This window comes from Mesorhizobium sp. P2_C7, from assembly GCF_056404515.1.
On sequence record NZ_JBFUDW010000021.1, the window covers coordinates 31,273 to 50,761 of the forward strand.

Genomic DNA, 19,489 nt, shown 5'->3' on the forward strand with positions numbered 1-19,489 from the left:
TGCTATTGTTCGGCAATGTCAGCAGAGATCACAACGCGACCGAGGCTCCGGTCGCGAAAACGCATCAACGACCCCGAAGGCATGCGCAACAAGGTGCTTGATGTCGCTGAGGCGGCGTTTCAGGCGCGCGGCTACCATGCCTCCAGCCTCGGCGACCTGATGGCGGCTGCAAGTGTCAGCGGCGGCGCGCTGCATCACCATTTTCCGACCAAGAAGGCGCTGGCACTGGCGGTGATCGACGAGCGTGTGGCGGCAGCGGTAGAAGCGACATGGATCGCGCCGATGCGGGCTGCCGCCTCGGCACGCGATGGCGTGCGCGCGGTGTTCGAGGCCGTGGCGGCGGAACTGGAACAACAGGGTTTCGTGCGCGGCTGCCCGCTCAACAATCTGGCGCATGAACTGTCGCTCGCCGATCCCGATTTCCGGACGGCACTTGCCCGCATCTTTTCGGCATGGCGCCAGGCGATCGCCGACAAGGTCAGGGCCGACCAGCGGGAGGGCAGGGAGCAAGGCATCGACCCCCAGCGCTTTGCGGCACTTTCCGTGGCCACCTATTCCGGCGCCATGTCGATGGCCAAGGCGGCGCAGGATGCGGGTGTGCTGCGCGACTGCCTGCCGGCGCAGGGCGAGGCCTGGAAATGATCCCGGAACGTGATCGAGCAGTTCTGTCACGCTGTTGTCGCGATGTCGCGCGTTGAACTGGACGGCCGGCCGCTCCCCATGCTGAAATTCACCTCATGATGAATCGCCGCTCGCCTGGTTTGTTTTCTCGACGCAGCTTTCTGGCCCAGGCCGCGGGATTTGCCGCGGCCGGCGTGATGTCGTGCCCGGCACGCAGCCAGACCGGGCAGCGCGTCGAGCCGATCGACGCCACCTTCCTGTTCATCGCAGATGTCCACGCCTGTCGAATGGCGAGCGGCTTGAGTCCCAACTGCCTGAAGGAAGGCAAGACCGACGCTGCGCTGCTGCGCAACATCGCAGCGCTGAACGGCCTCAGCGACAAGGACTGGCCGGCCGAGATCAACGGCGTCGCCACCGGTCTGCGCTCGGCCGGCAGCCGTATCGGCACGCCGCTTGGCCTCGTCGTCGGCGGCGACATCACGGACGATGGCGGCGGCCAGATCACCCAGCCGAGCGAGGGTACCCAGCTGCTCCAATTCAGCCAGCGCTACCAGCAAGGCGTCGGTTCCGATCGCGTGCATGTGCCTGTCTATGTCGGGCTCGGCAACCACGATCTCGACCAGAACGGCCCGCCGCACCATGTCGACTGGTACCGGCGCGAAATGCGCGACTATGTCGAGGTCAATCACCGCGCCGGCGTATTCTTCAAGCCGCCGGTGCCGGCCACCGACTACGACGTCGACAGCGATTGTTATTCCTGGGACTGGGGAGGCCTGCATCTCGTGCAGACGCATCGTTTCGCCGGCGACACCGGCCACGGCGCCGACAGCGGCCTGCCATGGCTGAAGCAGGATCTGGCCACCTACGCTGCGGATGGCCGCCCGGTCATCCTGTTCCAGCACTATGGCTGGGACACCTTCTCGATAGAACGGTGGGATGCCGCCAAAAGGACGTATGACGATGACGGTGCCGGCGCGCCGCACTGGTGGAGCGAGGCCGACCGGCAGGCCCTGCTGGCGGCGCTGAAGGGCTACAATGTCGTCGCCATCTTCCACGGCCACAAGCACGACACACCGCTGATCTACCGCGGCGACGGGCTCGACCTCATCAAGCCGAAGGCTGCCTATCTGGGTGGCTTCGCGCTGGCCAGGGTGACCAGCGACGCCATGGACGTGGTGCTGGGCGAGGCGACCGGTGATCATGGCGAGGTTGCCTTCACCAACGCCTTCAGCAAGGACTGGAGCACATGAAAAAGGCGGCTCTGGCGGCCGCCCTTCCCGGACAAAAGCGATAATGGGTATCAGAGCGCCTTCTTGACCTTGTCCTTCACGTCGCCATACGCCTTCTGCACCTTGCCGGCGATCTTGTCGGCCGTGCCTTCGGCTTGGGTCTGCCTGTTGCCGGTCGCCTTGCCGGCAGCTTCCTTGACCGAGCCCTTGACCTGCTTGGCCATGCCCGCGACCTGATCCTTGTTCACCATTTTCCGCATCTCCTGGGAGTTTGAATTCGGGGAATTCGTCCGCGGAGGCTAACGAGCCGGCGTCGTTTAGGTTCCAAGCCTCCCCAGCCGCGAATCAAAGTTGCGCAACCGCTTTCGGCGGTAAGGCTGGCAGGCTAAAGGATTTCAGGACAATCGTGCGCTCGGGGAGAAAAATGGCTGAATTCACACTCTATATCGGCAACAAGTGCTTCTCCTCGTGGTCGCTTCGGCCCTGGGTGGCGATGAAGCATCTGGAGATTCCGTTCGAGGAGGGGTTCGTGCGGCTGCGCACGCCCGAGACCGCTGCCAATCTCGGCAAGATTTCGCCGACCGGGCTGGTGCCGGTCTTGAATCACAATGGCAGGATCATCTGGGAAACTCTTGCCATCCTTGAATATCTTGCCGACCTGTTTCCCGAGAAAAATCTCTGGCCGGCCGATATCGGCGCCCGTGCGCTGGCGCGCTCCGTGGCGACCGAGATGCATTCCGGTTTTCGCGAGGTCCGCTATGGCTGGCCGATGAATTTGCGTCGCCCGAAAGGCCACAAGCCGCTCGACGCCGAGGGCGAGGCGCAGCGGGAGCGCATCGAGGCCCTGTGGCGCGAGTGCCGGGAAGGACACGGCAAGGGTGGCCCGTTCCTGTTCGGCCACTTCACCGCGGCCGACGCCATGTATGCGCCGATCGTCACCCGCTTCGACACTTATGGCGGCACGCTGGCGCCCGACACCAGAGCCTATGTCGATGCGGTGCTTTCAACGCCAGCAATGCGTCACTGGTACGCGGAGGCCGCCAAGGAAACCTGGCCCGAGCCCGGTCCGCACGAACAGGACTGACCTGGCACGCGGGTTCGAGCCTCGCAATCGCAAAATATGGTTTCAGGCGATGTTAAGGGGTGCCGGCCGGTGCTGGTCGATGAAGTTGGCCACCCCTTCCGCGATTGTCTCCCAACCCGGCTCTTCCTGCGGCCAGTGGGCATGACCCTTGCGGATGTCGGCGGCAACGCCAAGCGTGTCTGGCTTGGAGTGAGGCAGGCTCCACATGCGTCCGGATTCGGCTGCGAACGGGAATTGACCGGAGTGGCAATGCGGCATAATAATACGTAACCAAATGGATACGTATAATGCCGCAGGCTGACCCCGACCGTTCCGTTTTCCGGGCAATTGCCGATCCGACGCGGCGCGCGATCCTCGACCGCTTGCGGCAGGGGCCGGCGCCGGTCAACGAACTTGCATCGGCCTTTTCGCAGAGCCGGCCAGCGATCTCCAAGCATCTCAGGGTCCTGCGCGAGCTGCGGGTCGTCTCCGAACAGAAGTATGGCCGCGAGCGGCTCTACCGGCTGGAACCGGCGGAGTTGAAGGACGTGGCCGACTGGATCTTGCCATATCGCGATTTCTGGCAAGCGAGCCTCGGCAACCTGAAATCCTACCTGGAGAATGAATGATGGCCAACAACGACAGACCGCGCGCTATCGCCGATGTGTCGGCGGGCACGATTCTCGCCACGGTAACGATCGCGGTGCCGCCCGAGCGAGTGTTTCGCGCGTTGACGGCGGACGACCAGATACCGCTCTGGTGGGGGTCGGACGAACTTTACCGGACGACGAGACATACCGCCGACTTGCGGCCGGGCGGGGCGTGGCGATCGGAAGGCAAGGGGGCCGACGGCCAGGACTTTCATGTCCAGGGCGAGTATCTCAGGGTGGAGCCGCCGCACCTTCTGGTGCTGACGTGGAAAGCGCCATGGGACGGCGACAACGTCACCACCGTGACCTACATGCTCGAGGCGGTGGATGCCGGAACGCGGCTGACCTTACGCCATGAAGGGTTTGGCGTCCGTCAAGGCGCATGCCGCGATCACGGCTCCGGATGGGAGCGCGTGCTCGGCTGGCTGACCACTTTCCTCACCGATGAAGCCGGCAGCAAGCCGCAAGGCGTGTTCCACTGCCGGCTGATCCCGCCCCGGCCCGACTTTGCCTTCACCCTGACCGATGCAGAAAAAACACTGATGAAGCAGCACTCGGACTATCTGCGCGGCAAATTGGGTGAGGGGGGTGTCATCCTGTTTGGGCCGGTCGCAGATCCTGCCGGTCCCTGGGGGCTCGGTATCGTGCGTGCCGTCGATGAGGCCGCCGTCCGGGCGCTGACCGAGGCGGACCCGACGGTTCGTTCCGGGTTGGGCTTTCGATACGAGATCCTGCCGATGATGACCGCCGTGATGTGAGGGCAAAAACAAAAACGCCCCTCGCGCCTTTTATCGCGCGGGAGGCGTCTTTTGCCGTCAACCTTTCCTTCGATTGCTCTCATGGACTGCTGACAACACAGCTGAAATGCACGGGCGCCGATCTGGTTCCCGGCATGTTGCGTTTTTTTGAAGCGGCGGCGTTTCGTTTCCTTCTCGCCGGACAACTTTGCGCCTGATCTCGATGGCGGCTAAACCAGAAATTGACACGGCGCAAAAAGAAGCCTACAAGAATTTCGTCGATATTTGTTTGACCGACTTTTGTTATCCGCGCACGCATGCGCGCCTTTGACGAACTTCCCCATCAAAAATCGAGACAAAAATCGTTGTGCATTCGCACCGCGATTAACGAATATTTGCCATGGAAAGGGTTCGTCATGAGCACCGGCACAGTTAAATGGTTCAACGCCACCAAGGGTTTTGGTTTTATTCAGCCTGACGACGGCTCGGCCGACGTTTTTGTCCACATCTCGGCTGTAGAGCGCGCCGGTATGCGCGACATCGTCGAGGGCCAGAAGCTCGGCTACGAGATGGTCCGCGACAACAAGTCGGGCAAGATGTCCGCCGACCAGTTGAAGGCGGCCTGAAAACAGAATTCAGCCTTCCCGGTGACCACGGATGTACTGGCACCGGTGAATGGCGAATTCGGGCGCTTGGCCGCGGAGACTTGAGTTTCTACGGCATGCGCATGTGAAGGGCGTTGCCTTGCATCCCTGGTGCATCCTCTGGATGTCACCTGGTGCATCCTTCTGGATGTCACTGGATGCGCGGCGCTCTCATGGGGAGGTCAGGCGGTGCCTGGCCTTTTTCATTTTGCGCGTCTTGGCGCCGAAAGTGCACTGCGCGTCGGCCTGAACGTGCTAAGGGACGCTCCAGCAATTTGAATCCGCTGCCGTATTGCTTTGTGCGTGGTCCTGACCGAAGACCCGGTCTCGCCATGTCTGCACCAGCTCCTGACAGGAGAGAGATTTTGACCGCCAATTCGAAGACAGCCCCTGATCAGGCCGTGTCCCTGTTCAGCAAGACGCAGACCCAGTCGATGTCACTCAACCGCATCATTTCCGAGCGCGATGCCGTCAGCGAGGCGCGGGAAGCCAAGACCGCGCGGCTACGCGAACAGCGCCTGGAGAAGGAGGCCGATGAGATGGCCGCGGCCGCGGCTCTCGCCGCTTTGCCGAAACGAGTCGGAAAACGCTGATGGCCACCAAGCGCGTCCCGCCTACTCCGATCGCGACCGATGCGACCATTGCCGACATGGTCGAAGGCCTCGACAAGCCGGTCGAATATGTCCGGCGCGTGCTGGAAAAACTCGAACGCTGCAAGCGTGCCCATGGCGACGCCCAGGTGCGCGTCGGCGTGCGTGGCCGGGCTGAGTGCCCGAACTACCTGATCGAGTATGTCCGCGAAGACACCAAGACGCATGAGCTGGTGACTTATCAGGATGCCGCCTACAGCGGCAGCACGCATCGCGAACTTGCGCCCCACCACATCGAGGCGGTGAAGAACTGGTCGCCCGAGGAAATGAACATCACGGCGGTTTCGGCGCTGATCGGCCGCTTGCGCAATCCGCGCGCTCCATCATCGCGTTTCGCCGACGAGGACTGACATGGCCATAAAATTCTCCGCCAAGGACCAGCCTGCAACGCCAGCTGCTGCAAAACCGGCCAAGCCGGTTGCGGCGCCGAAAGCCGACGAAGCCGCGACCGATCTGTTCAAGTCGCCGGTGGATGCGCCAAAGGGCAAGACAGGCAAGAAGAAATAACACCTTGCCGCAAGACGCCGATCACGACCCTGCCGAGCCGGGACTGTTCGCCTTGGCGGCCGCTGCAAGTCTTTCGTCGTCGCAACGCAGCACCAGCCCTGTCTTCGACTGCCAGAGCTGCGGCGCCTGCTGTTCCTATTCGGCGGAGTGGCCGCGCTTTTCCACCGAGGATGACGCCCAGCTCGACCGCATCCCGGAAAAATATGTGGCGGCCAACTTGTCCGGCATGCGCTGCGAGGGCGTGCGCTGCTCGGCGCTCTCCGGCGAGATCGGCAAGTCGACGGCTTGCGGCATCTATGAAGTCCGCCCGGATGTCTGCCGCGCCTGCATGCCGGGCGACGACGATTGCCTGATGGCGCGCCGCGCGCACGGACTGCCGACGTCTTAAAGTCCTTCTTTTCGCGCAGGTTGTCGCAAAACCGCTGCGCATTTTTGGACGACACGCACCGGCGCCGACTGCCGGCGGCTTGTGTGCAACCTCCTTGCTGGCTACGCTGAGACAGGGCAGGGCGTCGGAGGAAACCACCGTGAGCATCGAATTTCTGTTGACGTCGCTGATCGTCGTGGCTTCGCCCGGCACCGGTGTTCTCTACACGCTGAGCGCCGGCCTTTCGCGCGGCGCACGCGCCTCGATCATCGCCGCCTTCGGCTGCACGCTCGGCATCATTCCGCACATGGCAGCCGCCATCACCGGCCTTGCGGCGCTGCTGCACACCAGCGCGGTTGCCTTCGAGACGCTGAAATATCTCGGCGTCGCCTATCTGCTCTACATGGCCTGGAACACACTGAAGGAGAAGGGTGGCCTGAGCGTCGAGCAGGATGTGACGCCCCGCTCCGCCGGCAAGGTGATTGCGACCGGCGTCCTCGTCAACGTGCTCAATCCGAAGCTGTCGATCTTCTTCTTCGCGTTCCTGCCGCAATTCGTCAGCACCACCGAGCCGAATGCGCTGTCGAGGATGCTGGAGCTCAGCTCCGTCTTCATGCTCCTGACCTTCGTGGTTTTTGTCGGCTACGGCATCTTCGCCGCCTCGATCCGCAGCCATGTCGTGTCGCGGCCGATGGTGCTGACCTGGATGCGCAGGACCTTCGCCGGCGCCTTTGTCATGCTCGGCGCAAAACTGGCGTTGGCAGACCGGTAGCGGCGAGCGGTCAGGGGCGGCTATCCCTTGACGTACCCCATCGCTTCGACGATCAGCCCGCCCTCGACGCGCATCAGATTGACGCCGCGGATGGAGTTGCCATCGGCGAGCCAATAGCGCCAACGGATCGTCGCCCGTTGGCCCGCAATGAATGTCTCCTCAAGGTCGAATCGCGTGCCGGGCTGGGTGGCGATCGTCGACCACAGCTGGACGCACGCCTCCCGACCGACATGACGGGCGCCGTCCGGTGCCGGGACGGTGTTTTCGATCACGCAGTGTTCGGCGACCAGGCCTGGCAGTGCCGACGGATCATGCAGCTGGAACACGTCGTTGAAGCGCTGCATGATTTCAGCTGTCTGCCTGGACTGTTCGTCCGGATGAACGGTCACGATGCTGTCCTGTTTCATCGCATCCTCCTGATTTCATTGTTGGGTAGCGGCGGTCGCGACGAGCTCGGCTTTCAGCGTGATGGTTGCCACGCCGGCCAGGGCGCGCGACACAAGGCATGCCGCTTTCGCCGTTTCTGCAAGGTTCTGGAATTCGTCCGGGGCAATGCCCGGGATCTCGGCTTGGGTCTCAATTTCGATGTGGGTGATCGTCGGCCCGGCAGCGGTTGCGCCGAGATGCACCTTGGCGATCGTGTTGATGCTTGTCGGGACGTACTTGGCGCCGCCCAGTATGGCGCTCAAAGCCATCGAGAAGCAGCCGGCATGCGCTGCCGCGATCAGTTCCTCCGGGTTCGTGCCCGGACCGTTTTCGAAACGCGACGGAAAGGAATAAGCGCCTTCGAACACACCGCTGCCGAGCCGTAGCCGTCCTGAGCCTTCCTTCAGCGTGCCTTGCCACTCGGCCGAAGCTTTACGAATTGTCATTGTCTGCACTCCTTGGTTCCGAGAAATGGATGGATCAGGCGCCGTCGACGACCACTTTTCCGAAGACGTCGCCCTGCTGGAAATAGCGGTACGCATCACCGGCTTCGGTGAAGGCAAAGACCTTGTCGATGACGGGCCGCAGCCGGTGATGTGAGACAGCGCGCAGCATGGCTTCGAGATTGGTCCGGCTGCCGACGAACAGGCGGCCGATGGTAGCGAGGCTGCGCTGGTAGAGCGCTGCCGGCATCTCGATTGACCTGCCTTGCTGGTCCTGCAGCGTCAGCAGCACGATGTGCCCGTAGAGCGTGCTGGCGATCAGCGATTGCGCGAATGTCGCCGGGCCGCCGGTCTCGACGACGAGGTCCATGCCGCCGGTCTGGTCGCGGACAGTCGCACCCCATTCGGGCATCTCCGAAGTCGAGATCACAAGGTCGGCGCCCAGCATCCGCAGCCTCTCGGCCTTCTCGCCACGTGAGGTGACGGCGACGACGCGGCAGCCGAGCAGCTTGGCGAACTGTAGCGCAAACAGCGAGACGCCGCCCGAGCCTATGACCAGAACCCACTGGCCAGGCTTCGGAATTCCGGCGCCGGTCACCGCATTCCAGGCGGTCAGGCCGGCGCAGGTCAGCGTTGCTGCTTCATGCCAGTCGAGATGATCTGGCAGGCGCACGGCCCATTGCTCGTCGAGAACGGCATACTCGGCCAGCATGCCGTCAAGCGTGCAGCCGAGCTGGTCGATGAGGCCGGCGTTGATGCGGCCGTCGATCCAGCGGGCGAAATAACTGCCGGTGACGCGATCGCCAACGGCAAAGCGGGTGACGGCATCGCCGATGGCGACGATCTCGCCAGCCCCGTCGCTCAGGGGAACGACGCCCTGGCGCGGCGTCAGCGGATAGGTGCCGTTGAGGATCATCGTGTCGCGTCGGTTGAGCGAGGTGGCGCGAACGCGCACGACGATCTCATGCGGTTTCGGCTCCGGGCGCGCTTCGTCGCGCATCACCAGGCATTCCGTCCCGCCGGATCCTTCAAGACGATAGGCGTGCATGTCTGCTTTTCCCATAATATGTAGACTGATCTACATATTATGTAGACCGATTGTCATATTTGATGCAAGGCCTATAATGATTGCTACTGACAGAGGTTGACATGGCCAACGACACCCGCACCCGCATACTCGAGACGACAGCGCTGCTGCTCAGGCAGCGTGGCTATCACGGCACCTCGCTCAATGACATTTTGAGCGCCAGCGGTGCGCCGCGCGGCTCGCTCTACTTCCACTTTCCCGGCGGCAAGGACCAACTGGTCATCGAGGTGACGCGTGACAGCGTCGACAAGGTGACGCAAAGGCTGGGCGCGGCATTGGCCGCCGAGCAGGATCCGGCAGTGGCCGTCCACCATATCTACCAGGAGGTCGGACACATGCTCGAGGAGAACCAATTCACGCTCGGCTGCCCGATCGCACCCGTGGTGTTGGATTCACCGGTCGATGTGCCGGAGCTGGCCGAATTGTGCAGATCGGCCTTCGAGCAATGGATCGGCTTGCTGCGAGAGGCCTTCGTCAGGGCAGGGGTGCCCGAGCGCCGCGCGCATGCTTTGGCGCTGCTGGTCGAATCGTCGCTGGAAGGGCTGATGGTGATCGCGCGCGCCACCCGCGACCGCGCCCCGTTGCAGGCGGTCGCCGACGAAGTCGCGGCACTGATTGAAGGCGCGGTGCTGGCTGGAGAGGCACGGCGACGCGCGGATGCCGCGGTCTGAGGGCCGGTCAAGGCGCGACGATTTAAGGTACACGCAAACAGAAAGGGCGCCTTTCGGCGCCCTTTCCGTATCTGAAGGTTGATAGGGGCTGGATTAGAAGTCCATGCCGCCACTCAAGCCCGCTTGCGGGCTTGAGCAACTTGGATTCATGGGCGTGCTTTATGGACTTCTTAGAAGTCCATGCCGCCCATGCCGCCCATGCCGCCGCCGCCCATGCCGCCAGGCATGCCGCCGCCAGCCGACTCCTTCTTCGGAGCCTCCGCGATCATGGCTTCGGTGGTGACGAGCAGGCCGGCGACCGAGGCCGCGTCCTGGAGAGCCGTACGCACGACCTTGACCGGATCGACGATACCCATGGCGATCATGTCGCCATACTCGCCGGTCTGGGCGTTGTAGCCGAAGGTCGCGCCCTTGTTCTCGAGGATCTTGCCGGCAACGATCGATGCTTCCGCACCGGCGTTGGCCGCGATCTGGCGGGCCGGAGCCTGCAGTGCACGACGAACGATGTTGATGCCAGCGGCCTGGTCGGCATTGGCGCCGGTGGCCTTGATGTTGGCCGAAGCGCGCAGCAGGGCGACGCCGCCGCCTGCAACGATGCCTTCTTCCACGGCCGCGCGGGTCGCGTTGAGGGCGTCATCGACGCGATCCTTCTTTTCCTTGACTTCGACTTCCGTCGCACCGCCGACGCGGATCACCGCAACGCCGCCCGCGAGCTTCGCGAGACGTTCCTGCAGCTTCTCCTTGTCGTAGTCCGAGGTGGTCTCTTCGATCTGCTGCTTGATCTGGGCGACGCGGCCCTGGATCTCGGCCTTCTTGCCGGCGCCGTCGACGATGGTGGTGTTCTCCTTGGAGATCGACACCTTCTTGGCGCGGCCGAGCATGTTGAGGCCGACGTTCTCGAGCTTGATGCCGAGGTCTTCCGAAATGACCTGGCCACCGGTGAGGATGGCGATGTCTTCCAGCATGGCCTTGCGGCGATCACCGAAGCCCGGCGCCTTGACGGCGGCGATCTTCAGGCCGCCACGCAGCTTGTTGACGACCAGCGTGGCCAGAGCCTCGCCTTCGACGTCTTCCGAGATGATGAGCAGCGGCTTCGAGGTCTGCACGACGGCTTCGAGAACCGGCAGCATGGCCTGAAGGTTGGAGAGCTTCTTCTCGTGCAGGAGGATGTAGACGTCCTCGAGCTCGGCAACCATCTTGTCGGCGTTGGTGACGAAGTAGGGGCTGAGGTAGCCGCGGTCGAACTGCATGCCTTCGACGACTTCGAGTTCGGTCTCGGCGGTCTTGGCTTCCTCGACCGTGATGACGCCCTCGTTGCCGACCTTCTGCATCGCTTCCGCGATCATCTTGCCGACCGACTCGTCGCCATTGGCCGAGATCGTGCCGACCTGGGCAACTTCCTCGGAGGTCTTGATCTTCTTGGCAGCCTTGCCAAGCGCCGCGACGACTTCGGTCACGGCCAGATCGATGCCGCGCTTCAGGTCCATCGGGTTCATGCCGGCGGCAACCGACTTGTGGCCTTCCTGGACGATCGACTGCGCCAGAACGGTCGCGGTCGTGGTGCCGTCGCCGGCAATGTCGTTGGTCTTCGAAGCAACTTCGCGGACCATCTGCGCGCCCATGTTTTCGAACTTGTCCTCGAGCTCGATCTCCTTGGCGACGGTGACGCCGTCCTTGGTGATGCGCGGGGCGCCGAACGACTTGTCGATGACGACGTTGCGGCCCTTGGGGCCGAGCGTGACCTTCACCGCGTCGGCGAGGATGTTGACGCCGCGCAGCATGCGCTCGCGGGCATCACGGGAGAATTTTACGTCTTTGGCAGCCATTTTTAACTCCTGGCAAGGGCTTGGATTGAGCCCGGGAATTCAGTTGACGGAAAGTGCTGATATCAGCCGATGATGCCCATGATGTCGGATTCCTTCATGATCAGAAGGTCTTCGCCATTGAGCTTGACTTCGGTGCCCGACCACTTGCCGAACAGGATGCGGTCGCCGGCCTTGACGTCCAGCGGAACGAGCTTGCCGGCTTCGTCACGAGCGCCGGAGCCGACAGCGATGATCTCGCCTTCCTGCGGCTTTTCCTTTGCCGTATCGGGGATGATGATCCCGCCGGCGGTCTTGGATTCGGATTCGACCCGGCGAACGACCACGCGGTCATGAAGCGGGCGGAACTTCGACTTTGCCATTTTTTCTTCCTCGATGAGAACGGTGAGAACAGTTCCTCCGTCCGGCGACGCCGGACATATGGTTAGCACTCACCAATGGCGAGTGCTAACGTGGCGCTGAAATAGGCCGCCGGCCTGCCAGAGTCAAGGCGCGACACGCTGTCGAAACACGCGAAATTCGCATGAGGCGGCGGCTAGAGAAAGAGCCGCAACTGAGTGTGGATGATCGACCGGTAATCCTCGATGGTTTGCCGACTTTCCGCTTCGCCCTCGGCAAGTGCCAGGCGCACCACACCACCGGCTAGCTGGAAGATCAGCAGAACGATGCGTTCGAACTGCTCGCGCTTCTCGGGGGCGAGCAGGGGACTGACGCGGTCGCAGAACATCTTGGCTTGATGCCGGGTTTCGGCGATGTCGAGATTCTTGAGCGCCTTGTCGGCTTGGATGGCGTTCTGCAAATCCTGGATGGCCGGATCGCCGGCGACACGGCTGTGATAGTCGTCAAGCAGCCGGTCGGCGGCCACGATCACGTCCTTGGCCTCGCGGATGTCGCTGATGATCGCTGTCAGCCGCGTGCGGCTGACCTCGGAAAACCGCTCGTAGAGCATTGCCAGGATCGCCGACTTGTTGGGGAAGTAATGGTAGACGGTGGCGATCGGTCCGCCCGCCAGCATGCCGACCTCCTTCATTGTCACGGCGTCGATGCCCTTTTCGCCGATCAGCCGCATGGTTGTCGACAGGATCGCGTCAATGCGCTCGCGGCTGCGCTCCTGCTTGGGTTTGCGCCTGGGTTCGGTGGCCGTTCGCGTTGCTTCCATCATGCACGGGTCTTTCGCACGAGTTTCCAAATTCTGATTGACAAAAAATATGATCAAGTATCAGTTTCTGAAATGCTGACAGGTTGTCAGTTTTTTTGCCGCACGGCAAGGACCTTGGGAGACGCCTTTGACTTCGACAGATACCGGGCACACCGGAAGCGGCGACTGGCTGGTCGGCAATCCGACCGGCCGGCAGCTTGCCTCGGCGCTGTGGATCGGTTCGGTCGGCCTGCTCATCCTCGGACTGCAGCCGGTGCTGCTCGGCGCCCTTTTCACCGAGGGCCATGTCAGCGGCGATGAGCTGGCGCTGGTCGCCACCGCCGAGATGATCGCCATTGCCATCGGCTCGGCAATCGTGGCGATGCTGCTTTCGGCCCACAACATGCGCTGGAAAAGTGCGGCCCTTCTGCTCCTGCTGGCGATGGCGAATGTTTGGACGGCCTATGCCGCCGGCGCCAACATGCTGATTGCGGCTCGCGCCCTGGCAGGCCTGGCCGAAGGCGGCCTGGTGGCGGTCGCAACCGAACTCATTGCCCGCTCGCGGCGGGCCGAGCGCATTGGCGGGTATTTCGTTACCATGCAAACGCTGGCGCAATGCGCGCTTGCCCTAATGCTGGCGCTCTATGTCATCCCGGCAGCCGGGTCGGCGGGCGGCTTCATCGTTCTCGCCGTCGTCTGCGTTGCCTCGGTGGCGATCGCCTTCACCGTTCCCAGTGACTATGCCGATCTGCCCAAGGAAGAGAATCTGGCCAATGTGCTGACGGTCCCTTCGATGACCGCGCTGCTGTCGGTCTTCTGCTACTTCATGTTCTTCGGCGCGGTGTGGGCCTTTCTGGAGCCGCTTGGCGCACAATACGGCATCGATGGCCGCACCGTCGGCCTGATCGTCTCGGCCAGCCTCGCGGTTCAGGTCCTGGGCGCGATGACAGCGACCGTGTTCGAGGCGCGCATCGATTACCGCCTTGCCATCGCCGCGATCGGCGCCGTCGCGTTTGTCAGTTCCCTGGTCCTCGCCAGCGGACCTGACCTCATCACATTCTGGGTTGCCGCCTTGGTCATGGGTTTCATCCTCTTGTTCATCGTGCCCTACCAGATACGGCTGGCGATCACCGCCGATGAGACGCGCACCGCCGTGCTGCTGGTGCCGGCGGCGCAGCTTTTTGGCCTGGCGATCGGGCCGGTCGCGGCGTCGCTGCTCATCGACGGCAAGGATTTTCGCCCCGTGCCGGAATTCGCCGCCACCAGCGCCATTGCCAGCGCGGCGCTGCTTGGCCTGTTCATCCTTGTGTCCCGGCGTCGCCGCGCCGTTGCCTGAGGAGGCAACATGTCGAACACCTGGAGCAACTGGTCCGGCTACGTCAGCGCTGAACCGCAGCTGATTGCCACCCCAACTGATGCTGGCGAACTCGGTGATCTCGTTCGCACCGCACCCGGTCCGGTCCGCGTCGTCGGAGCCGGTCATTCCTTTACGCCGCTGGTGAAATCCGAGGGCACGATCCTGTCCTTGGAGAGACTGGAAGGGCTGGTCTCGCACGACGTCGAAAAACATCAGGCAAGCGTGCGGGCAGGGACCCGGCTCGGCCCGCTCATGCACATCCTGCAAGGCATCGGCCAGGGCCTGCCAAATATGGGCGACATCGACCGCCAGGCGATCGGTGGCGCGCTCGGCACCGCCACGCATGGCTCTGGACCGACGCTCGGTGCCTACCACACGCAGCTTGAAACGGTGCAGATCGTCGACGGGCTTGGCAAACTCCGCGACTTCAAGCGGGCAGGGGATCAGGAGATGATCCATGCCGTCGGCGTCGCACTTGGCGCCTTCGGCGTGATGACCGAGGTGTCGCTGAACAACATTGCGACCTACCGGCTGCGCCGCCGCAAATGGGTGCTGCCGATCGCCGACATGCTGCGCGATTTCGAAACGATGATGGCCGCGCATCGTTCGGCCGAATTCTACTACATTCCGTTTTCCGGCTATGCGCAGTTCATCGCGAGCGATTTCAGCACTGCGGCGACCACCACGCGCCCGACCGAGGATGACGAGGGCGGGTTGAGGACGCTGCGCCGGCTGCGCACCGGGCTCGCCTGGCTGCCGTCGCTCCGCCGCCGGCTGATCCGCGGCGCTGTCGCGAAAGTGCCTGCCGAGGACTATGTGCAGGACTGGCTCAACGTCTATGCCAGCGACCGGCAGACCAAGTTCAACGAGATGGAATATCATCTGCCGTTCGAGGAGGGGCCGAAGGCGCTGGCCGAGATCATCGAGCTGACGGAGAAGCGCTTTCCCGAAGTCTATTTCCCGATGGAGGTTCGCTCCGTCGCACCGGATCAGTTCTGGCTGTCGCCATTCCACAACAGGCTGACCTGCTCGATCGCCATCCACCATGACGCGGCAAGCGATCCGCTGCCGTTCATGCGGGCGGCCGAGCCGATCTTCCGCAAATATGGCGGCAGGCCGCATTGGGGCAAGATGCACAGCCTGAAGGCGGCGGACCTGAAGAGGCTGTATCCGCGCTGGGACGATGCGATGGCGGTGCGCCGCGACATCGACCCGCAAAACCGATTTATATCGCCCTACATGGCCGGCCTGTTCGGCATCGACCAATGAGCGCCTATTTCGTCGCTCTTTCGGATGCGTTGAAGGAAGCCGGTATCTTCCAGCCCTGCCTGCTGCTCGATCGCGATCGGCTGGACCGAAACATTGACCTGGTGAAAGAGAGGCTTGACGCCGGCCTTGCCGTGCGGCTGGTCGACAAGTCGCTCGCTTGCCTGCCGCTGCTGTCGCACATCGGCAAGGCTCTAGGCACCAATCGATTCATGACTTTCCATCCACCGATCAGCGGAGCGGTGTTGAAGGCATTTCCAGATGCCGATCTGCTTTATGGCAAGCCGATGCTGGTCGAAGCGGCAAGGGCGGCACTGGTGAAAGGGGACGCCGACTGGTCGCGTGTCTGCTGGCTGATCGATACCCAGGAGAGGCTGGCCGAGTATGGCGTACTCGCGGCCGAACTCGGCGTCGAGCTGCGCATCGCCTTCGAGATCGATGTCGGGCTGCATCGCGGCGGCTTTGCCAGCCCGGAGGCCTTGTCGAAAGCATTAGGCGCGCTACCGGCTCATCAACGGCTGCATTGCGAAGGCGTCATGGCTTACGAGGCGCATGCGCCGCTCATCCCCGGCCTGTTCGGCGGGCCGGCCAAGGCGTTGGCGAAAGCTTCGGAACGGGCCACCGCCTTCGTCGCGTGCCTCGGCGCCGACCAGCGCCGCATCCTCAACATCGGCGGCAGCAAGACCGCGCTGCTACACCATCGCAGCGCTGCCAACGAGGTGTCGATGGGCTCGGCCTTTGTGCTGCCGAGCGATTTCGATACGCCCGGCCTCGAAGGCTTCCAGCCGGCGGCCTTTATCGCGACGCCGATCCTGAAAGTGGTAGAGCCGAAGCTGCCCGGCCCGCCGGCCGTCACCCGCCTGCTGCAGGCGCTCGGCCGCTTTCCACGCAAGGGCTGCTATCTCTATGGCGGCAAGTGGATGGCCGAGCCGGCCTTTCCCGAAGGCATGAAGACGAACGGCCTTCTCGGTCTCTCCTCGAACCAGCAATTCATGGGCCTGCCGGCTGATGCGACCGCGAGGCCCGGCGACTACGCCTTCCTGCGCCCGACGCAGAGCGAGGCGGTGCTACAGCAGTTCGGATCGATCGCGGTGTTCTCCGGTGGCAGGATAACCGATCGCTGGCCGGCACTGCCGATGATGTAATCCTGACTACGCTTTGATCGGTATCCAGATCTCCAGCCCGCCATTGCCGCTGCGCGGATCGAATTCGGGGCCGTAGCGCTCGAATTCGGGAGCATCCGCGATCTCGTGACCGGAGGCCGGCAGCCATTTGTTCCAGATCGTGTTGACGGTCCGGCGGATGGTCGAGATGTGCTCGCGATGGGCAAAGACGGCATATTTGTGCGCTGGCACGCGCACCCGGCTGAGCTCCTTCGGCAGGTCGGAAAAATCCGACACTTCGACGCCGGCGATGTAGTCGAAATTGCCGGCATCGTCGCCGTTGACGCAGACGCCGTAGGCGACGTCGCTGGTCTCGCCCGGAATGTTGCCGATATAGGGACCGAAACGTTGCCACTGCATGGGAATGGCGGCGCTCGATTCGCAGCTGTAGCGTTCGCCGAGGCCGGCGATCAGGAACGGCCGGCTGGTTTCGAAGCGCGGTGGTTCGAGGTGGGCAAGGAAGGACTGGTCCATCAGGATCGGCTCCACGAGATCGAGGTTGTCGAGCGTGCCTCGCGCGCGCACCAGTTCCGGCGTGGTGCCGAACTGGTCGCGGAAGGCGCGGGTGAAAGCCTCATGCGAGTTGTAGCCGGCGTCGAGCGCGAGCGAGAGGATGTCGGGCGCCCCGCGGGCCAGCTTGCGCGCCGCTTCGGTCAGCCGGCGTGCGCGCATGTAGCCCATCACCGAGCGGCCGGTGGCGGCCCCGAAAGCCCGCGTCACATGAAAGCGCGACACGCCACTGCTTTGGGCGATATCGTCGAGCGAGACCGCCTCGGGCAGATGGCTCTCGACGAACCACAGCGCTTTTTCCGTCGGATTCATCGAGTTCCTTCCCGCGTTGGCCAGATCATCTTGCTGTCTCTCCAAGCGGCCAGTTTGATTGAAATTGCGCACTGGGCAATAATGCACCAAATCCCGTGCCGCGTTGATGTGGGTTCGACGCGGCATGATGTGCAGTGTCCGGGGAGGGGTCCCAATGACGACGGCGACTGCCGGTCAGCTTTTCCGGTTCGGCGGATACACTCTCGACCTAGACAGGGGAACGTTGCGTGGCGTCAACGAGCCGCTGTTCCTGCGCCCGAAGGCCTACGCGCTGCTTTCGCACCTTGCCCGCAACATGGGCCGCGTCGTTCCGAAATCGGAACTGATGGATGTCGTATGGCCGGGTGTCTACGTCACCGAGGATTCGCTGACCCAGTCGATCCGCGAAATCCGCAAGGTGCTCGGCGACGATATGGTGCGTACTGTATCCAAGCGCGGCTATATGCTCGCCGCTGAAGCCGAGACCGCGCCGGAGATCGGGGCGCAACCGGTCGTGGCCGTGATACGCTTTCGCAACGACAGCGGTGATCCGGCCGACGAGGCGGTGGTCGACGGCTTTGCCGAGGATATCATCAACGGCCTGGCGCGCTTTGGGACGGTCACGGTGCTCGCCCGCAATTCGAGTTTTTCGTTCGCCTCCTTCGGACGCGACGAGTGGTCTCAAATCCGCGCCCGCATCGGCGCCGATTATCTTGTCGAAGGATCGCTGCGACGCCAAGGCGAGCAAGTGATAACGGCCGTGAACCTGATCGATATCGCGACTGCGAGCCAACTCTGGGGCGACCGCTACCAGTCGCAGGGCACAGGCCTGTTCGCCATCGAGCAGGAGGTCGTCGAGCAGATCGTCGGCAGGCTGGTTACGCGGGTCACCAATGCAGGGCTGCAACAGGCATCGCGCAAGCCGGTCACCAGCCTTGCCGCCTATGAACTGGCTTTGCGCGGCTTTGCGCTGTTGCGCGACCCGGCCCAGACCGACCAGAAAGGTGCGGAGGCTCTGTTCGAGGCGGCAATCGCCAAGGATCCGAACTATGGACTGGCCTACACTTATCTCGCTCTGACGCGGGCGCTGGATGGAGAATTCGGGCGCGCCAGCGACGCAGTGCTGGAAAATGCGCGCGATCTCGCCGACAAGGGCCTGGCATTGTCGCCGGACCAGCCGACCGGCCACCGTGTGCAGTCATTGATCAGGCTGTATATGCGCGACCATGAAGCGGCCGAGCATCACATGCGCATCGCGCTGCAGCTCAATCCCTACGATGCCGACTGCATCGAGCAGATGGGCATGCTGCTCACCATGCGCGGCCGGCCGCTGGATGCGCTGACGTGGCTGGCGCGCGGCATCCGCATCGATCCCTTGCACCCGCACTGGTACCAGTTTGACAGGGCTCTGGCACTCTACATGATGGGGGAATACCGGCAGGCGGCGGAGGCGCTGGAGTTAGCCACGCGTCCCGCGCCCTGGATACGCACCAGGCTGGCGGCCTGCTATGCCCAGATAGGCGACATGGAGCGGGCGCGGCGGCAGATCGCCCTCATCGAGCAGGGCGATCCGTTTTCGCCGATCGACTACGCGCTGCGCGGCGTGCCATTCGAGAACAAGGTCGACGCCGAGCACCTTGCGGAAGGCGTCAGACTCGCACTCGGCGAGACCACGTCCGAGGCCGGTCAATCGACGACCACCACGATATAGCGGCCCTGATAGGCACGGTAGTATGTGCCGCCGCAACGCCAGACATCGAAGCCGTTGACCTTGGTGCGCACGCAGCCTGTCGGCAGTGTGGCGACCCAAGCCGTGGTGTGTCTCAGAACGCGCCATGCTGTGGTCCGCCGCGCCACGCCTGCGGCACTGCGGGGCGTCCAGGGCTGACCGATACGCGCCTCGGCCTGGCTGATGAATGACAGCGCCGGCAAGGTGCTGCCGATGATCTCTACGGCGAGGCCAATAGCGGCCGCCGTGGCGATCAGGCTGATCTTATTCACGGATTCTATAGGCATTTTCTCTCTCCTGATTTTGGTCATGATGAAACGTCTTTTCAGTACGCGCGAAAGCGCA

26 protein-coding genes are annotated in these 19,489 nt (G+C 63.2%); 16 read left to right on the forward strand and 10 right to left on the reverse strand.

All coding sequences use genetic code 11. The features are described from left to right. Positions 1–81: 81 nt before the first annotated feature. Both AC1D2G_RS31585 and AC1D2G_RS31590 read left to right on the forward strand, forming a co-directional pair. A complete protein-coding gene (locus AC1D2G_RS31585) occupies positions 82–642 on the forward strand; it encodes a TetR/AcrR family transcriptional regulator (RefSeq protein WP_477418936.1) in 561 nt (186 codons plus the stop codon). Between the two features lie 95 nt (positions 643–737). Further along, complete coding sequence (locus AC1D2G_RS31590) at positions 738–1,871, forward strand: metallophosphoesterase (RefSeq protein ID WP_477418938.1); 1,134 nt, start codon at positions 738–740, stop codon at positions 1,869–1,871. 50 nt (positions 1,872–1,921) lie between these two features. Here AC1D2G_RS31590 and AC1D2G_RS31595 read toward each other — a convergent pair whose 3' ends face one another. After that, a complete protein-coding gene (locus AC1D2G_RS31595) occupies positions 1,922–2,110 on the reverse strand; it encodes a CsbD family protein (protein ID WP_167392156.1) in 189 nt (62 codons plus the stop codon). Positions 2,111–2,274: 164 nt separating this feature from the next. Between AC1D2G_RS31595 and AC1D2G_RS31600 the strand changes: the two genes are divergently transcribed. Then, positions 2,275–2,934, forward strand: coding sequence for a glutathione S-transferase family protein (locus tag AC1D2G_RS31600; protein ID WP_477305959.1), 660 nt, complete (start codon positions 2,275–2,277; stop codon positions 2,932–2,934). A gap of 42 nt (positions 2,935–2,976) precedes the next feature. Here the strand turns inward: AC1D2G_RS31600 and AC1D2G_RS31605 are convergent, their stop codons facing one another. Continuing rightward, positions 2,977–3,141 carry a hypothetical protein gene (locus tag AC1D2G_RS31605; RefSeq protein ID WP_477418940.1) on the reverse strand — a complete coding sequence of 55 codons (165 nt, stop codon included), beginning with the start codon at positions 3,139–3,141 and terminating at the stop codon, positions 2,977–2,979. A gap of 80 nt (positions 3,142–3,221) precedes the next feature. Here AC1D2G_RS31605 and AC1D2G_RS31610 point away from each other — a divergent pair, with 80 nt between their 5' ends. The 8 genes from AC1D2G_RS31610 (at position 3,222) to AC1D2G_RS31645 (ending at position 7,240) form a co-directional block, all read left to right on the forward strand. Then, positions 3,222–3,542 carry an ArsR/SmtB family transcription factor gene (locus AC1D2G_RS31610; protein WP_095086102.1) on the forward strand — a complete coding sequence of 107 codons (321 nt, stop codon included), beginning with the start codon at positions 3,222–3,224 and terminating at the stop codon, positions 3,540–3,542. Then, a complete protein-coding gene (locus tag AC1D2G_RS31615; protein ID WP_477418942.1) occupies positions 3,542–4,321 on the forward strand; it encodes an SRPBCC domain-containing protein in 780 nt (259 codons plus the stop codon). Before AC1D2G_RS31610 ends, AC1D2G_RS31615 begins: the two co-directional genes overlap by 1 nt. 395 nt (positions 4,322–4,716) lie before the next feature. Next, on the forward strand, positions 4,717–4,926 hold the full coding sequence (locus tag AC1D2G_RS31620) for a cold-shock protein (RefSeq protein WP_010915421.1): 210 nt from the start codon (positions 4,717–4,719) through the stop codon (positions 4,924–4,926). Positions 4,927–5,309: 383 nt separating this feature from the next. Further along, complete coding sequence (locus tag AC1D2G_RS31625; RefSeq protein WP_095086096.1) at positions 5,310–5,537, forward strand: hypothetical protein; 228 nt, start codon at positions 5,310–5,312, stop codon at positions 5,535–5,537. Continuing rightward, the gene (locus tag AC1D2G_RS31630; RefSeq protein ID WP_095086093.1) at positions 5,537–5,944 is read left to right on the forward strand and encodes a hypothetical protein; all 408 of its coding nucleotides are present in this window, start codon (positions 5,537–5,539) and stop codon (positions 5,942–5,944) included. The genes AC1D2G_RS31625 and AC1D2G_RS31630 overlap by 1 nt, the downstream gene beginning before the upstream one ends. A gap of 1 nt (position 5,945) precedes the next feature. Next, complete coding sequence (locus AC1D2G_RS31635) at positions 5,946–6,101, forward strand: hypothetical protein (protein WP_477418944.1); 156 nt, start codon at positions 5,946–5,948, stop codon at positions 6,099–6,101. A 4-nt stretch (positions 6,102–6,105) separates the two neighbouring features. Continuing rightward, a complete protein-coding gene (locus AC1D2G_RS31640; RefSeq protein WP_477418946.1) occupies positions 6,106–6,489 on the forward strand; it encodes a YkgJ family cysteine cluster protein in 384 nt (127 codons plus the stop codon). A gap of 139 nt (positions 6,490–6,628) precedes the next feature. Beyond that, the gene (locus AC1D2G_RS31645) at positions 6,629–7,240 is read left to right on the forward strand and encodes a LysE family translocator (protein WP_477418948.1); all 612 of its coding nucleotides are present in this window, start codon (positions 6,629–6,631) and stop codon (positions 7,238–7,240) included. Between the two features lie 20 nt (positions 7,241–7,260). Here the strand turns inward: AC1D2G_RS31645 and AC1D2G_RS31650 are convergent, their stop codons facing one another. The 3 genes from AC1D2G_RS31650 to AC1D2G_RS31660 are packed head-to-tail and all read right to left on the reverse strand — an operon-like array spanning position 7,261 to position 9,157. Then, positions 7,261–7,647 carry a nuclear transport factor 2 family protein gene (locus AC1D2G_RS31650; RefSeq protein ID WP_477418950.1) on the reverse strand — a complete coding sequence of 129 codons (387 nt, stop codon included), beginning with the start codon at positions 7,645–7,647 and terminating at the stop codon, positions 7,261–7,263. Positions 7,648–7,662: 15 nt separating this feature from the next. Further along, positions 7,663–8,112, reverse strand: coding sequence for an OsmC family protein (locus tag AC1D2G_RS31655; protein ID WP_477418952.1), 450 nt, complete (start codon positions 8,110–8,112; stop codon positions 7,663–7,665). Between the two features lie 34 nt (positions 8,113–8,146). Next, on the reverse strand, positions 8,147–9,157 hold the full coding sequence (locus AC1D2G_RS31660) for a zinc-dependent alcohol dehydrogenase family protein (RefSeq protein ID WP_477418954.1): 1,011 nt from the start codon (positions 9,155–9,157) through the stop codon (positions 8,147–8,149). A gap of 101 nt (positions 9,158–9,258) precedes the next feature. On the opposite strand from AC1D2G_RS31660, the gene AC1D2G_RS31665 reads away from it, so the two are divergent. Further along, on the forward strand, positions 9,259–9,867 hold the full coding sequence (locus AC1D2G_RS31665; protein WP_457150666.1) for a TetR/AcrR family transcriptional regulator: 609 nt from the start codon (positions 9,259–9,261) through the stop codon (positions 9,865–9,867). A 170-nt stretch (positions 9,868–10,037) separates the two neighbouring features. Here the strand turns inward: AC1D2G_RS31665 and groL are convergent, their stop codons facing one another. The 3 genes from groL to AC1D2G_RS31680 all read right to left on the reverse strand — a co-directional run bounded on the left by groL (position 10,038) and on the right by AC1D2G_RS31680 (position 12,852). After that, positions 10,038–11,693 (reverse strand): chaperonin GroEL, encoded by a 1,656-nt coding sequence (gene groL / locus AC1D2G_RS31670; protein WP_095086076.1) that lies wholly within the window; start codon positions 11,691–11,693, stop codon positions 10,038–10,040. 62 nt (positions 11,694–11,755) lie between these two features. Then, a complete protein-coding gene (groES, locus tag AC1D2G_RS31675) occupies positions 11,756–12,052 on the reverse strand; it encodes a co-chaperone GroES (RefSeq protein ID WP_006203049.1) in 297 nt (98 codons plus the stop codon). Positions 12,053–12,225: 173 nt separating this feature from the next. Further along, the gene (locus AC1D2G_RS31680) at positions 12,226–12,852 is read right to left on the reverse strand and encodes a TetR/AcrR family transcriptional regulator (RefSeq protein ID WP_095086073.1); all 627 of its coding nucleotides are present in this window, start codon (positions 12,850–12,852) and stop codon (positions 12,226–12,228) included. Between the two features lie 124 nt (positions 12,853–12,976). Here AC1D2G_RS31680 and AC1D2G_RS31685 point away from each other — a divergent pair, with 124 nt between their 5' ends. From AC1D2G_RS31685 to AC1D2G_RS31695, 3 genes are read left to right on the forward strand one after another with little or no spacing between them, the layout of a single operon-like run. Next, a complete protein-coding gene (locus AC1D2G_RS31685) occupies positions 12,977–14,164 on the forward strand; it encodes an MFS transporter (RefSeq protein WP_477418956.1) in 1,188 nt (395 codons plus the stop codon). A 9-nt stretch (positions 14,165–14,173) separates the two neighbouring features. Further along, a complete protein-coding gene (locus tag AC1D2G_RS31690) occupies positions 14,174–15,454 on the forward strand; it encodes a D-arabinono-1,4-lactone oxidase (RefSeq protein ID WP_477418958.1) in 1,281 nt (426 codons plus the stop codon). After that, positions 15,451–16,596, forward strand: a complete 1,146-nt coding sequence (locus AC1D2G_RS31695) for an alanine racemase (RefSeq protein ID WP_477418960.1) — start codon at positions 15,451–15,453, stop codon at positions 16,594–16,596. The genes AC1D2G_RS31690 and AC1D2G_RS31695 overlap by 4 nt, the downstream gene beginning before the upstream one ends. 6 nt (positions 16,597–16,602) lie before the next feature. On the opposite strand, the gene AC1D2G_RS31700 is transcribed toward AC1D2G_RS31695, so the two are convergent. Beyond that, entirely contained in the window at positions 16,603–17,436 is an 834-nt protein-coding gene (locus AC1D2G_RS31700) for a GyrI-like domain-containing protein (protein WP_457150670.1), read from the reverse strand. Positions 17,437–17,590: 154 nt separating this feature from the next. On the opposite strand from AC1D2G_RS31700, the gene AC1D2G_RS31705 reads away from it, so the two are divergent. Continuing rightward, entirely contained in the window at positions 17,591–19,126 is a 1,536-nt protein-coding gene (locus AC1D2G_RS31705) for a winged helix-turn-helix domain-containing tetratricopeptide repeat protein (RefSeq protein ID WP_477418962.1), read from the forward strand. Here the strand turns inward: AC1D2G_RS31705 and AC1D2G_RS31710 are convergent. Then, entirely contained in the window at positions 19,102–19,431 is a 330-nt protein-coding gene (locus AC1D2G_RS31710; RefSeq protein ID WP_457150672.1) for a hypothetical protein, read from the reverse strand. The genes AC1D2G_RS31705 and AC1D2G_RS31710 overlap by 25 nt on opposite strands. Positions 19,432–19,489: the final 58 nt, after the last annotated feature.